Below are 12863 nucleotides of genomic sequence, written 5' to 3' on the forward strand. Positions count from 1 at the left end.
ACGGAGAGCACAGCATGAGCACCACGGTCGACAGTCCCGAGCGGGCCTCAGCCGAGCAGCCGCGCGTGGCGCCGCTGCTCCAGGTCAGGGACCTGGTGAAGACCTTCCCGGTGCGCGGCAACGGGATCATCCCGCGCACCGTCGGGCAGGTGCACGCGGTGTCCGGGGTCAGCTTCGACCTGGCCGCCGGGGAAACCCTGGGCCTGGTCGGCGAGTCCGGCTGCGGCAAGTCCACCACGGGGCGCGCGGTGCTGCAGTTGCACAAGCCCACCTCGGGCTCGGTGAAGTTCGACGGCCACGAGCTGACCACGCTGGGCAACCGGGCGCTGCGCCCGTTCCGGCGGGACATGCAGATGGTCTTCCAGGACCCGTACGCGTCGCTGGACCCGCGCTGGCAGGTCAACAACATCATCGCCGAGCCGCTGCGCATCCACGGCGGCTCGGACGAGCGCGCCATCCAGTCCCGGGTCAACGAGCTGATGGAACTGGTCGGCCTGAACCCGGAGCACCGCAACCGGTACCCGCACGAGTTCTCCGGCGGGCAGCGGCAGCGCATCGGCATCGCCAGGGCGCTGGCCGTCAACCCGCGGCTGGTGGTGCTGGACGAGCCGGTGTCCGCGCTGGACGTCTCCGTGCAGGCGGGCGTGGTCAACCTGCTGGAGGAGCTGCAGGAGCGGTTCGGGCTGGCCTACCTGTTCGTGGCGCACGACCTGTCCGTGGTCCGGCACATCTCCGACCGGGTCGCGGTGATGTACCTGGGCAAGATCGTCGAGATCGGCTCGCAGAACGACATCTACCGCCGGCCGAGCCACCCGTACACGCAGGCGCTGCTGTCCGCGGTGCCGGTGCCGGACCCGAAGGCGGAGCGCCGCAGGGAACGGATCGTGCTCACCGGGGACGTGCCGAGCCCGGTGAACCCGCCGTCCGGCTGCCGGTTCCGCACCCGCTGCTGGAAGGCCCAGGACATCTGCGCCACCGAGGAGCCGAAGCTGATCCGCCGCACCTCCTCCGGCGCGCTGTCCGCCTGCCACTTCGCCGAGGAACTGTCCATCCTGTGAACTCCTCTCGGGTGTGATCTTGGCACTCGTTGATCGGGATGGGTGACATCGGAGGGCTGGCCGGGTTCTACGCTGAGCGGGTGACACTGACCGCTCCGCCTCGGTTGATGCTGGTGCACGCGCACCCCGACGACGAGAGCCTGTGGACCGGCGGCACCATCGCCCGCTATGCCGCGCAGGGCTACCACGTCACCGTGGTGACCTGCACGCTGGGCGAGGAGGGCGAGATCATCCCGGGCAGCCTCCGGGAGCTGGCCGCGGACGCGGCGGACCAGCTCGGCGGCTACCGCGTGGGCGAGCTGCGATCAGCCTGTGCCGCGCTGGGTATCACCGACCACCGTTACCTGGGCGGCATCGGCCGGTGGCGGGACTCCGGCATGGCCGGGTCGCCGGCCAACACCCGGCCCAGGGCGTTCGCCGCCGGCCCGCTGGAGGAGCAGGTGGCCGAGCTGGCGGCGGTGCTGCGCGAGGTGCGGCCGCAGGTGGTGGTCAGCTACGACGCCAACGGCGGCTACGGCCACCCGGACCACATCCGGGCGCACCAGATCACCATGGCCGCCGCCGCGAACGTGCCGGACGTCGCGCGGGTGTTCCACGCGGTGACCTCGCGGCGGGCGGTCGAGGAGGGCGTGGCCAAGCTGGCCGCGGTCGACGGCCTGCCGTTCCGGCTGCCCGAGCCCGGCGAACTGCCGGTCACCGAGGACGAGAAGATCACCACCGCGGTGGACATCTCCGCGCACCTGCAGGCCAAGCTCGGCGCGCTGCAGGCGCACGCCACGCAGATCAGCGTGTGGCGCGGCGGCGAGGGGGTGGCCAGCTACGCGCTGTCCAACGGGATCGCGCAGCCGGTGGTGGACCACGAGTACTACGTGCTGGCCCGCGGTCCGGCCGACGGCGCGGAGACCGACCTGTTCGGCGGGCTGGGCATGTGACCGGGCCGGGAGACGGCGCGGCGCCCGCCCGCGCGACATGGGTCCGGTGGCCGGTGCTCGCGCTGCTGGTCGTCGACGCTGCGGTGTCCGCGGTGGTGGAGTTGTTCTTCCTGCCGCTGCGGTTCGACGGCGCGCTGCTGCCCGACCTCGGGGGCGTGCCGTTCCCGGCCACCGCGGTGCTGGCCGCGGTCGGTACCCCGCTGCTGGTGCGCACCGCGGCGCGGCTGGCGCCTCGCCTCCCGGTCGCCGGGGCCCCGCTGGCCGCGTGGCTGGCCACCGTGCTGGTGTTCGGCTTCTTCGGCCCGGGTGGCGACGCCGTGCTGGTCGGCGACTGGCGGGCGCTGCTGCTGCTGGCCGGCGGCGCGCTGCCCGCCGCCGTGGTGCTCGGCGGCGAGATGGGTCGCGCCCAGCAGGCGGCCGCCCAGCGCGCCGCGGACCACGACGCGGCGCGGCGACCGGGCGTCGGGACCCGGACCGGCGCCTGAACGTTCCGGCCGGTGCGGCGCGGTCAGGGGCGCGGAATCCAGTAGCGGTAGCGGTGGTGCTCCACGCCGCCCAGCCGGGTGTAGAGCCGCAGCGCCGGGATGTTGTGCGTGGCGACCTGCGGCGCGTACCGGCGCGCGCCCAGCCGGCCCCCGCCCACGATGTCCTCGGCGGCCAAGCCGACGACCACGTGCGCGGTCGGCCGGATGCCGTGGTCCGCCGCGAACCGGACCGTCCCGCGCAGCGCCTCCCGCCCGGGAACGTCTGGTTCCCGGTGGTCAGGGTGCTGTTCGCGCGGCCGTGAAGCCGCCGGCCGCACGCATGCGCCACTGGCCCAGCGGCTCGTCGGCGAGTGCCGGCCAGGCGTCCGCGCAGAGGTGCTCCAACCGGGTAACGTCGTCCACGCGGGCAGTCTGCCTGGCGTGGTGAGGTGCGGAGGTGTGAACTCCGGCACCGGCTGCGTACCCCTCAAGGGGGGCGAGAGATACTGTCGCGTGCCGCGTTACCTGCCGCTGGCGCGGCTGGACTGGTGATGAGGAGCAGGAGAGCGCAGTGACCTATGTGATCGCCGAGCCCTGCGTCGACGTGCTGGACAAGGCATGCATTGAGGAGTGCCCGGTCGACTGCATCTACGAGGGCGAGCGGATGCTTTACATCCACCCCGACGAGTGCGTGGACTGCGGTGCCTGCGAGCCGGTTTGCCCGGTGGAGGCCATCTACTACGAGGACGACGTCCCGGACCAGTGGAAGGACTACACCAAGGCGAACGCGGACTTCTTCAACGAGCTCGGTTCGCCGGGGGGCGCGTCCAAGGTCGGCAAGATCCACTCGGACGTGCCGCTCGTCGCGGCGCTGCCGCCACAGGGCGAGTGACCATCGGGCGGAGCGGCCGGCAGCTCCCCGACTTCCCGTGGGATCTGCTGGCCGATCACGCTGCGCGGGCACGGGAGCACCCCGGCGGGGTGGTCAACCTCTCCGTGGGCACACCGGTCGATCCCGTGCCCGGCGTGCTGCGCGACGCCCTCGCCGCCGCGTCCAACGAGCCCGGCTACCCGGCCACGCACGGCACCCCGGCGCTGCGCGAGGCGGCGGTCGCCGCCCTTGCCCGGCGGTTCGGAGTGACCGGGCTCGACCCGGACGCGGTGCTGCCGACCATCGGCTCGAAGGAACTCGTCGCCTGGCTGCCCACGCTGCTCGCGGTGCGGCCCGGCGACATCGTGGCCATCCCCGAACTCGCCTACCCCACCTACGAGGTGGGTGCTCGGCTGGCCGGGGCCGAGGTGGTCCGGCTCGCCGACGGCGAGCGACCGCCGCCGGGTACCGCGCTGGTGTGGCTGAACTCGCCGTCCAACCCGACCGGCCGGGTACTGCCCGCGCTGGCGTTGGCCGAGGCGGTGGCCGCCGCCCGCGAGGTCGGCGCGCTGGTCGCCTCCGACGAGTGCTACCTCGGCCTGGGCTGGGACACCCAGCCGGTGTCCGTGCTGCATCCGGCGGTGTCCGGGGGACGGTTGGACGGCCTGCTCGCGGTGCACTCGCTGTCCAAGTCGTCCAGCCTGGCCGGCTACCGCGCCGGCTTCGTCACCGGTGACCCCGGGCTGGTGTCCCGGCTGCTGGAGGTGCGCAAGCACGCCGGGATGATGGTGCCCCGGCCGGTGCAGTCGGCGATGACTGCGGCGCTCACCGACGACGAGCACGTGGCCGCGCAGCGGAGCCGGTACGCCGGACGCCGCGACGTGCTGCGCGCCGCGCTGGCCGCCGCCGGCTTCGACGTGCACCACTCCGAGGGCGGGCTGTACCTGTGGGCCACTCGCGGTGAGAACGCCTGGGACAGCGTGGCCTGGTTCGCGGAGCGCGGCGTGCTGGTCGCCCCCGGTACGTTCTACGGGCCCGCCGGCGAGCGGCACGTGCGCGTCGCGCTGACCGCCACGGACGAGCGGGTCTCCGCCGCCGCCGATCGCCTGGCCCACGCCCGGGTCTGACCCGCTACCCGCGTCCCGCTACCCGCATTGAGCGGGCTGAACGGCGTTTCGCGGCGTCCGCGAACCCCCGTCGAGCCCGCTGAACGCGAGTTCAGCGGGTGGAGAGCAGCTTCCTGGCCCGGCGGTCGACCTCCTGCCAGGCGGCCGGCCAGCGATTCCGGTACGCCGCCCGGCGGGCCCGCTCCCGCTCGGCGAGCCGGCCCGCGACGAAGGCCAGGTGCGCGTCCCCGTCGGAGTCCTCCGCCGTGGCCAGCTCGCGTACGGTCTTCTCGGCGACCGCGGCGTCCTGGTGCTCGCCGAGCACGTCCTGCAACACGGTGACCGCCTTGACCAGCTTGCGCACCGGCCGGCCCTGGTCCGGCTCGATCAGCTCGGCGGCGTAGCGTAGCCGCTTGCCGCGGATGCGCAGCGCGTGCAGCGCCTCGTCACTGCCGTCCTCGTCGACCTTGCGCACCTGCCGGAGCGCCTTGCGGTACGGCCGGCGCACCAGGTCCAGCGGGGCCACGTCGACCGGGGCCGCCGGCGGGCCGGCCTCCACGGCCTTGTCCAGCGCGGCCAGCAGGTCGGCGTACCGCCGGCTGCGCAGTGCCCGCAGCAGCCGCTGCCGCGCCGCCCGCCGTTTCCGGGTCAACCCGCGCAGCAGCGCCTCGACCGCGTGCCGCTCGTCGTCGGTGAAGTCCGCCGACTCCGCGCGCAGCCGCCCGATCAGCACGTCCAAGTCGCGCACCGGGCCGAGCACCTGGCCCAGCCAGCGCAGCTCGGCCCGCAGCTCGTCCGCCCACCGGCGGTCCACCGCGTCACCGGCGGCGGCCAGCACCGCCCGCATCCTGCGCACCGCCACCCGCATCTGGTGCAGGTCCTCCGGGTCGGCGCCGGAACGGGTGCCGGCCTCGTGCTCGCGCAGCGCGGCGAACCGCACCCGCAGGGCGTCGCGGACCAGCCGTGGAACCGGTGGTAGGTCGTCCTGGGGCGGTGATTCCTGCCGACTGCTGCGCGCCATCGGGCGAATAGTAGGTGAACCGCTGTCGAACGTGGAGTGGCCAACGTCCCTCGCCTCACTCGGCCGTCTGCCCGCTGACCCGGCGTTGACCTCACCGCGTATCCCGGTCCACCGGCTGGTGTGGCGGATCACCTTCACACACGGTGGCCGCCTACGATGTACACCTCGCCGAGAACAGGCGTGGTGCACTGATCATATGACTCCACCCAGCACGCCAACACCTTCTCGGTTCCCGGATTTCTGCTCGCACAGGTGGCGGCGACGCCGGTGACCTCGCCAAGGGGATGCTGGTCTCCCACCCGGCGCTCTGCGCGTGCCGCGTAGCCGGCGGGGCGACCAGGGCTGCCCCGCTGACGGCGGTGGCCAGCGTGCGAGGATCAGTCGTTGGCGTGCAGGGCGGCGTTGAGTTCGACGCCGCCGCCGGTGCGGGGGACGACTTCGACGGCGCCGGTCTGGGAGTTGCGGCGCAACAGCAGGCCGGAGGACCCGGACAGCTCGCGTGCCTTGACCACCCGGCCGTCCGGCAGGGCGACCTTGGTGCCGGCGGTGACGTACAGGCCGGCCTCGACCACGCAGTCGTCGCCCAGCGAGATGCCGACGCCGGCGTTGGCGCCGATCAGGCAGCGCTGGCCGACCGAGATGACCTCCTTGCCGCCGCCGGAGAGGGTGCCCATGATCGACGCGCCGCCGCCGAGGTCGGAGCCGTCGCCGAGCACGACGCCGGCCGAGATCCGACCCTCCACCATGGACGCACCTAGCGTGCCGGCGTTGAAGTTGACGAAGCCCTCGTGCATCACCGTGGTGCCGGAGGCGAGGTGGGCGCCCAGCCGGACCCGGTCCGCGTCGCCGATGCGCACCCCGCTCGGCAGCACGTAGTCGACCATCCGCGGGAACTTGTCCACTCCGTACACGGTGACCTGGCCGCGGGCGCGCAGCCGCAGCCGGGTCCGCTCGAACCCGTCGACCGAGCACGGCCCGTGGTTGGTCCACACCACGTTGGACAGCAGGCCGAAGACGCCGTCCAGGTTCGCCCCGTGCGGCCGGACCAGGCGGTGCGAGAGCAGGTGCAGCCGCAGGTAGATGTCGTGCGCGTCAATCGGTGCCTCGGCGAGCTTGCCGATCCCGGTGCGCACCGCGATCACCTCGACGCCGCGGTCCATGTCGCCGCCGACCAGCATGGCCACGTCCGGGCCGAGTGCCTCCGCCGCCTCCTGCTCGGAGAGCCGGTGCGTGCCCACGGTGGGCGGGTCGCCCAGTTGCGGGGCGGGGAACCAGGTGTCCAGTACGGTGCCGTCGGCGCTCACGGTGGCCAGGCCGGCGCCGTATGCGCCGGTGCCGTGCGGGTCGAAGTCCACGGGTGCGCTGCTCACGGTCCCCCACCGTAGCCGGCCGCGGTGGCCGGGGCCCCGCGCGGGTCGGGCAGTGTTCCCACCAGGCAGAAACGCTCAGCCGCCCGGCAGGGCGCTGCCGGCCTGGGCGAGCGCGGTGCGCAGCGTGGTCAACGCGGCGGCGCACTCGTCCGCGGGCGCGGCCGGACCGTCGCAGCCGCGGCTCTGGTACGCGGACACGCCGGACTGCAACCGGGCCAGCGCGTCGCCGGCTGCCGGCTGCCCGCTGAGCTGGCTGCGCAGGGTGCCCACCGTGCCGGCGACCTCGGTCACGTACCGCCCGCACTCCGGGTAGACGGTGCGCGCGTCCACGCGCTGGCACTGGTCGGCTTCCAGCGCGTGCACCTTGACCCGCAGCGCGGTCGCGTCGGCGGTGGTGGGCGGCGCGGGAGTGCCGCTACGAGAGCCGCCGGCACACCCGGCCAGCAGGACGAGCAGGGCCACACCGGCCAGCCACACCGGCCGCATGGATCGCCCGCCCGCTGGATCGATCGGCACGGGACCCACCGTAGCCTGCCCCGGAACGCGCGCCGCGATCGCGTCGCCAGGGCTCGGTGATGGAAGGCAACCGCCGGCCACGCCACCGAACTCGGGCCGCCACGCCGCGCCGGGTAACGTGCCGTTGTGACCGTGGCTCTGGATCTCACCGCCGATCCCGTCGAGCTGACCGCCGCGCTGGTGGACGTGGCCAGCGTGTCCGGTGAGGAGGCGGAGCTGGCCGACGCCGTGGAGCTGGCCCTCCGCGAGCAGGCCCCGCACCTGGAGCTGGTCCGCTCCGGCAACGCCGTGCTCGCCCGCACCCGGCTCGGCCGGCCCAGCCGGGTGGTGCTGGCCGGGCACCTGGACACCGTCCCGGTAGAGGACAACCTCCCGCACCGGCGCACCGGCTCGGGTCCGGCCGCCCTGCTGCACGGCCGCGGCAGCGTGGACATGAAGGGCGGCGTCGCGGTGATGCTGCACCTGGCGGCCACCACCGAAGCTCCGAACCACGACCTGACCTTCGTGTTCTACGACTGCGAGGAGGTCGACGCGGCACGCAACGGGCTGGGCCGGATCGAGCGGGAGCTGCCCGAGTGGCTGCATGGCGACCTGGCCATCGTGTGCGAGCCGTCGAACGGCGTGGTGGAGGCCGGCTGCCAGGGCAGCATCCGGGTCGAGCTGCGGGCCACCGGCAAGCGCGCGCACACCGCGCGTGCGTGGATGGGCAGCAACGCGATCCACGCGATGGGCGAGGCGCTGCGCCGGCTGGCGGAGTACCAGCCGAGGGACGTCGACATCGACGGCTGCACCTACCGGGAGGGCCTGCAGGCGGTGCGCATCGCCGGCGGGGTGGCCGGCAACGTGGTGCCGGACGAGTGCGTGCTCACCGTGAACCACCGGTTCGCCCCGGACCGCTCGCCGGAGCTTGCCGAGGCACACCTGCGCGAGGTGTTCACCGGCTACCAGCTCACCGTGGTCGACCTGTCGCCGCCGGCGCCGCCCCGGTTGACCACGCCGGCGGCCAAGGAACTGGTGGACGCCTCGGGTGGGCGTCCGGTGGCCAAGCTGGGGTGGACCGACGTGGCCCGGTTCGCGGCGCTGGGCATGCCGGCGGTCAACTTCGGCCCCGGCGACCCCACCCTGTCGCACACCCGCGAGGAGCATGTGCCGGTCCAGCAGATCCGGCACTGCGCGGACGTGCTGCGCCGGTTCCTCGCCTGACCAGCCGGCATGCTGCGCTGACCAGTCGGGCGTGCGGCCGCCGGTCGCCGCGTTCCCGGCGGGTAGGCCGTCGGGGTTAAACGGTTTCCAAACCGCCACCCAACGGTCTGGTGTTGACCTTCGGCACGCGGAACCGCGCCCTACACTCGTCGGCGTGACCGCGCAGCAGCCCGAGCCCGACCAGGAACCCGACGAGTTCCCGATGGAGAAGCGGCGCGGCCCCGTCGTGCTCCGCCGGGCCGCGCGGGTCGAGGCGACCACCACCGACCAGCGGTTGCTGGACTCCCGCGGCCCCTCCGACTGGGTGCACACCGACCCGTGGCGGGTACTGCGCATCCAGGCCGAGTTCGTCGAGGGGTTCGGTGCGCTGGCCGAGGTGCCCAGGGCGGTGACCGTGTTCGGCTCCGCCCGCACCCCGCGCGACCACCCCGAGTACGCCCTCGGCCAGGAGATCGGCGCGGCACTGGCCAGGGCCGGGTTCGCGGTGATCACCGGTGGCGGCCCGGGCGCGATGGAGGCGGTCAACCGCGGCTGCTCGGAGGCGGGCGGGCTGTCCATCGGGCTGGGCATCGAGTTGCCGTTCGAGCAGGGCCTGAACCCGTGGGTGGATCTCGGGCTGAACTTCCGGTACTTCTTCGCCCGCAAGACCATGTTCATCAAGTACGCGCAGGCGTTCATCTGCCTGCCCGGCGGGTTCGGCACGCTGGACGAGCTGTTCGAGTCGCTCACCCTGGTGCAGACCAAGAAGGTCACCAAGTTCCCGGTCATCCTGTTCGGACGGTCCTATTGGGACGGTCTGTACTCCTGGCTGCGGGACGTGGTCCATGCCGGTGGGAAGCTCAGCGAGTTCGACCTCCGCCTGGTGCACGTCACCGACGACGTCGACGAGGCGGTGCGCATGGTCGAGGACGCCTACCGCGCCTGGGAGGAGACGCATTGACGGCCGGCTCCAGCATCGGCGGTTCCCCCGGTGACGAGTACGGGATCCCGGGGCGCGTTCGGGGACAGGCAGCGGGCACGTACGCGGTGTGCGTCTACTGTGGATCATTCGCCACGGTCCCGCGGCAGTATCTGGACCTGGCCGAGGCGGTGGGCAAGGGCATCGCGGAGCGCGGCTGGTCGCTGGTCTGGGGCGGCGGCCGGACGTCCATGATGGGCGCGCTCGCGCGTGCCGTCCGGGAGAACGGCGGGCGCACCGTCGGGGTGATTCCCCGGGCGCTGGTCGCCCCGGAGATCGCCGACCGGGACGCGGACGAACTCCTGGTGGTGGAGACCATGCGGGAGCGCAAGGAATTGATGGACGCGCACGCGAGCGCGTTCCTCGCGCTCCCGGGCGGGCTCGGCACCTGCGAGGAGCTGTTCGAGATGTGGACGTCCCGCTACCTGCGGATGCACGACCGGCCGGTGGTGCTGCTGGACGTGGAGGGGCACTGGTCCGGGCTGCTGGCGTGGGTGCGGGAGTTGCGCGACCGCGGCTTCGCATCGGACGCCTCGCTGGCGGCGCTCACCGTGGTCAGCGAGGTGGACGCCGCGCTGGACGCGTGCGCTCCGCGGTCCTGAGGGTTCAGCCGGTCGGTACCCGCAGCCAGGCAGGGTCGTTCTCCGGCGAGCCGAAGGTCACCGTGCTGCCCGGACGGCTGGCGCTCCGGTAGCGGGGGTCCACGGTGTCCACCACCAGTTCCAGGTGATGCCCGGCCGGCACGTCCCAGGAGATCGGCTCCAGGACGAGGTCCACCATCCTCGGCCGGTTCGGGGTGACGTCGCGCAGGGTCACCGGCTGGTGGCTGATCAGCGCACCCTGACCGGCGGCGTCGACGTCGTAGAGGTAGGCGAACAGCGAGGTGGTCGGCGCCGACGGGGTGACGGTCAGGTGCAGCCGCGGCACGCCGAGCACCGTGGTGCCGGTGGCCAGCGCCGGCCCCGCCCAGACCGCGGCGTCGGCCCGGTTCACGCCCGGCGTCCACACGCCGACCGGCCGGTTCAGCCAGCCCTGCAGCACGCCGGAGATGAACGCGGTGCCGCTGTCCGCGGTGGTGTCCCGGCCGGCGTCGATCCGCTGCCGCCAGCCGGTGGCCGGCCGGGTGGTGAGCGCGGCGGTGTCCGGAACACGCGCCGCCGTGCCCGGGCCGCCCAGGTAGTAGCCGAGGGCGCCGGTCGAGGCGGACGCCCAGTCCGGGAACGACCGCCAGCCGCCGCCGTCGGCCGACCTGATCTTCACCGGGGCGCCCAGGTCGGTGGGCAGGCCGCGCAGGTAGTGGTCGAACCAGTTGGCCACCGCGTCCCAGATCTCGTTGGGCAGCCCGGCCGCGCCGAACAGTTCCTGGCTGACGTGGTCGCCGGGGGAGAGCATGAGCTGCTTCGGCACGGTCAGCCGGCCGAAGAAGTCGGTCATCTGGCTGGGCGCGAAGAAGGAGTCCTCGAAGGCGTTGGCCATCAGCACCGCGGGCCGGTTGGCGTTCAGCGCGGCGACCTTGGTGGCCACCGACCGCTGCGGGGTCAGCGACACGGCGTCCGGGGTGTTGTCGCTGTGGTAGTCCGCCTCCATCCGGCGCAGGTCCGCGCCGGGCCGCCCGGTCAGGTGCGCCAGGTCCAGCAGCACCTCGACGCCCTGCCGGTTGACCGTCTGGTTCGGGTAGATGGAGCGGCCGAGGTCGGCCCAGCCGCTCATCGCGGCGACCGCGCGCACCCTCCGGTCCGCGGCGGCGGTGAGCAGGCTGATCCCGGCGCCGTAGGACATCCCGGCCATGCCGATCCGGTGCTCATCGGCCGGGGTGTTGCGCAGCGCCCAGTCGATCACCTGCCGGGCGTCCGCGATGTCCTGCGGCCCGGCCACCTCGATCTGCCCGCCCGAACCGAAGAATCCCCGGTCGGTGTAGGCGACGACCACGTACCCGGACTCGTAGGCCAGCCGCGCCGCCGCGCCCACGTAGGCGAGGTTGGGAGTGCCCCACGGCGTCGGAAGCACCAGGAGCGGGAACGGACCGGCGCCCCGGCCGGTCGGCTGGACCACCCGCGCCCGTAACGGGGTCCCGCCGTCGCCGGGGATGGTCGTGTCGCGCACGGTGAACCCGGGCGCCGCGGCCGCCGACGGGGCCGCCACGCAGACACCGAACACCGAGATCGCCATGACCAGCAATGCCGTCGCCAACCTACGCACGTCGCCTCCTCGCTGAGCCGCCGCAACCGTGGGGTGGCGCACAGTGAACGGTTTGTTACCGGCCAGTAGCAAGACGCTGTGTCCTGGCTCACCGGTCCGTGACAGGGGAAGGCGCCGCTCGGACCACGGGCCGTGGGCGGGCGGGCGTGCCCGGTACGCCGCCCGGGCCTGCCGGGCGGCGGCCCGCCACCAACCGGCGCCGCACCGGGGGTGGCGGCGCCGATGGCTGCGTTCCGGTAACCGGGCGGTTCGGACGCGTAGCAGTTCTACTCGTCCGTATGTATGAGTCAGTACACTCGCCCGGGTGAAATCGGACGCCTTGCGGGGACATCTGGACGCGTTACTCCTGGCCACTCTCGACGGCCGGGACCTGCACGGTTACGCGATTATCGAGGCGCTCCAGGCCCGCAGCGGCGGGGCGCTCGACCTGCCCACCGGCACGGTCTACCCCGCACTGCGCCGACTGGAGAGCATCGGGCACCTGACCAGCGAGTGGAGCGTGGAGTCCGGGCGAAGGCGGCGGGTGTACCGGCTCACCCCGGCCGGGCGGCAGGCGCTGGCCAGCGAGCGAACCGCGTGGCGGCAGTTCGCCGGGGTGATCGACGGCGTGCTCGGCGCCGACCGGACCCCGACCCTGCCGTGATCCCCCGACCAGGTCCGATCGTTCGGCGTTTGCCGGACCCGCCGGCTGCCCTTCGGCGGCCGGTCGTGCCACGATCGCGGGTGTGACCACCGTGCTGATCTACCTCGTCGTCATGGTGCTCGTGGCCGGCGTGGTGTTCCTGCTCGTCTCCGCGGTGTTCGGCCGGGGGGAGGAGATGGCCCCGCTGCCGCCGGGTGCCTCGCCGACCCGGCTGCCCGCCTCGGACATCCGGCCGGAGCATGTCCGTGGCCTGAAGTTCCAGATCGCGCTGCGCGGTTACCGCATGTCCGAGGTCGACTGGGCGCTGGAGCGGCTGGCCGGTGAGGTGGGCGCGCTGCGGAGCAGGGTGGCCGAGTTGGAACGGCAACTTGGCGAGCCCACCAACGGGGGACGGCCCGCCTCCGCCGTGCCGGCCTCCGCGGGGGAGGACCCCTACCGGCGCCATCACCGGGAGAGCGCACCCTGACGCCGCTCGTACCTGCAGGAAGGCTTGCCAATCCGCGTGTCGAGCAGCGACAAGGG

16 protein-coding genes are annotated in these 12863 nt (G+C 73.4%); 10 read left to right on the forward strand and 6 right to left on the reverse strand.

Annotated elements, in window-relative coordinates; translation table 11 throughout:
- Positions 1-14 precede the first annotated feature (14 nt).
- From FFT21_RS07890 to FFT21_RS07900, 3 genes are all read left to right on the forward strand, one after another.
- Entirely contained in the window at positions 15-1058 is a 1044-nt protein-coding gene (locus FFT21_RS07890) for an ABC transporter ATP-binding protein (RefSeq protein WP_137813106.1), read from the forward strand.
- Positions 1059-1138: 80 nt separating this feature from the next.
- On the forward strand, positions 1139-1990 hold the full coding sequence (mshB, locus tag FFT21_RS07895) for an N-acetyl-1-D-myo-inositol-2-amino-2-deoxy-alpha-D-glucopyranoside deacetylase (RefSeq protein WP_137813107.1): 852 nt from the start codon (positions 1139-1141) through the stop codon (positions 1988-1990).
- Positions 1987-2475, forward strand: coding sequence for a hypothetical protein (locus FFT21_RS07900; RefSeq protein WP_225978192.1), 489 nt, complete (start codon positions 1987-1989; stop codon positions 2473-2475). Before mshB ends, FFT21_RS07900 begins: the two co-directional genes overlap by 4 nt.
- A gap of 23 nt (positions 2476-2498) precedes the next feature.
- Here FFT21_RS07900 and FFT21_RS28805 read toward each other — a convergent pair whose 3' ends face one another.
- Both FFT21_RS28805 and FFT21_RS30255 read right to left on the reverse strand, forming a co-directional pair.
- Positions 2499-2663 carry a hypothetical protein gene (locus FFT21_RS28805; RefSeq protein WP_153816545.1) on the reverse strand — a complete coding sequence of 55 codons (165 nt, stop codon included), beginning with the start codon at positions 2661-2663 and terminating at the stop codon, positions 2499-2501.
- Positions 2664-2751: 88 nt separating this feature from the next.
- Complete coding sequence (locus FFT21_RS30255; RefSeq protein ID WP_264081631.1) at positions 2752-2877, reverse strand: hypothetical protein; 126 nt, start codon at positions 2875-2877, stop codon at positions 2752-2754.
- A gap of 148 nt (positions 2878-3025) precedes the next feature.
- Here FFT21_RS30255 and fdxA point away from each other — a divergent pair, with 148 nt between their 5' ends.
- Both fdxA and dapC read left to right on the forward strand, forming a co-directional pair.
- Complete coding sequence (gene fdxA, locus FFT21_RS29635) at positions 3026-3346, forward strand: ferredoxin (RefSeq protein WP_137813108.1); 321 nt, start codon at positions 3026-3028, stop codon at positions 3344-3346.
- 2 nt (positions 3347-3348) lie between these two features.
- Positions 3349-4452 carry a succinyldiaminopimelate transaminase gene (dapC, locus tag FFT21_RS07910; RefSeq protein ID WP_225978217.1) on the forward strand — a complete coding sequence of 368 codons (1104 nt, stop codon included), beginning with the start codon at positions 3349-3351 and terminating at the stop codon, positions 4450-4452.
- Positions 4453-4543: 91 nt separating this feature from the next.
- On the opposite strand, the gene FFT21_RS07915 is transcribed toward dapC, so the two are convergent.
- The 3 genes from FFT21_RS07915 to FFT21_RS07925 form a co-directional block, all read right to left on the reverse strand.
- Positions 4544-5452 carry a CHAD domain-containing protein gene (locus FFT21_RS07915; protein WP_137813110.1) on the reverse strand — a complete coding sequence of 303 codons (909 nt, stop codon included), beginning with the start codon at positions 5450-5452 and terminating at the stop codon, positions 4544-4546.
- Positions 5453-5829: 377 nt separating this feature from the next.
- Positions 5830-6822 carry a 2,3,4,5-tetrahydropyridine-2,6-dicarboxylate N-succinyltransferase gene (gene dapD, locus FFT21_RS07920; RefSeq protein WP_225978193.1) on the reverse strand — a complete coding sequence of 331 codons (993 nt, stop codon included), beginning with the start codon at positions 6820-6822 and terminating at the stop codon, positions 5830-5832.
- 75 nt (positions 6823-6897) lie between these two features.
- Positions 6898-7338, reverse strand: coding sequence for a hypothetical protein (locus FFT21_RS07925; RefSeq protein ID WP_137813111.1), 441 nt, complete (start codon positions 7336-7338; stop codon positions 6898-6900).
- Between the two features lie 126 nt (positions 7339-7464).
- On the opposite strand from FFT21_RS07925, the gene dapE reads away from it, so the two are divergent.
- The 3 genes from dapE (at position 7465) to FFT21_RS07940 (ending at position 10101) form a co-directional block, all read left to right on the forward strand.
- On the forward strand, positions 7465-8541 hold the full coding sequence (gene dapE, locus FFT21_RS07930) for a succinyl-diaminopimelate desuccinylase (RefSeq protein WP_137813112.1): 1077 nt from the start codon (positions 7465-7467) through the stop codon (positions 8539-8541).
- Between the two features lie 202 nt (positions 8542-8743).
- The gene (locus FFT21_RS07935; protein ID WP_137813206.1) at positions 8744-9481 is read left to right on the forward strand and encodes an LOG family protein; all 738 of its coding nucleotides are present in this window, start codon (positions 8744-8746) and stop codon (positions 9479-9481) included.
- A 44-nt stretch (positions 9482-9525) separates the two neighbouring features.
- Positions 9526-10101 carry an LOG family protein gene (locus tag FFT21_RS07940; protein ID WP_137813207.1) on the forward strand — a complete coding sequence of 192 codons (576 nt, stop codon included), beginning with the start codon at positions 9526-9528 and terminating at the stop codon, positions 10099-10101.
- 4 nt (positions 10102-10105) lie between these two features.
- Here the strand turns inward: FFT21_RS07940 and FFT21_RS07945 are convergent, their stop codons facing one another.
- Positions 10106-11698, reverse strand: coding sequence for a CocE/NonD family hydrolase (locus FFT21_RS07945; RefSeq protein WP_225978194.1), 1593 nt, complete (start codon positions 11696-11698; stop codon positions 10106-10108).
- Between the two features lie 304 nt (positions 11699-12002).
- On the opposite strand from FFT21_RS07945, the gene FFT21_RS07950 reads away from it, so the two are divergent.
- Both FFT21_RS07950 and FFT21_RS07955 read left to right on the forward strand, forming a co-directional pair.
- Entirely contained in the window at positions 12003-12341 is a 339-nt protein-coding gene (locus FFT21_RS07950) for a PadR family transcriptional regulator (protein WP_137813113.1), read from the forward strand.
- Positions 12342-12423: 82 nt separating this feature from the next.
- Positions 12424-12807: a DivIVA domain-containing protein gene (locus FFT21_RS07955; protein WP_137813114.1), complete on the forward strand. Its 384-nt coding sequence runs from the start codon at positions 12424-12426 to the stop codon at positions 12805-12807.
- The last annotated feature ends 56 nt before the right edge of the window (positions 12808-12863 follow it).

This window comes from Gandjariella thermophila, assembly GCF_005405885.1.
Lineage (GTDB): Bacteria > Actinomycetota > Actinomycetes > Mycobacteriales > Pseudonocardiaceae > Gandjariella > Gandjariella thermophila.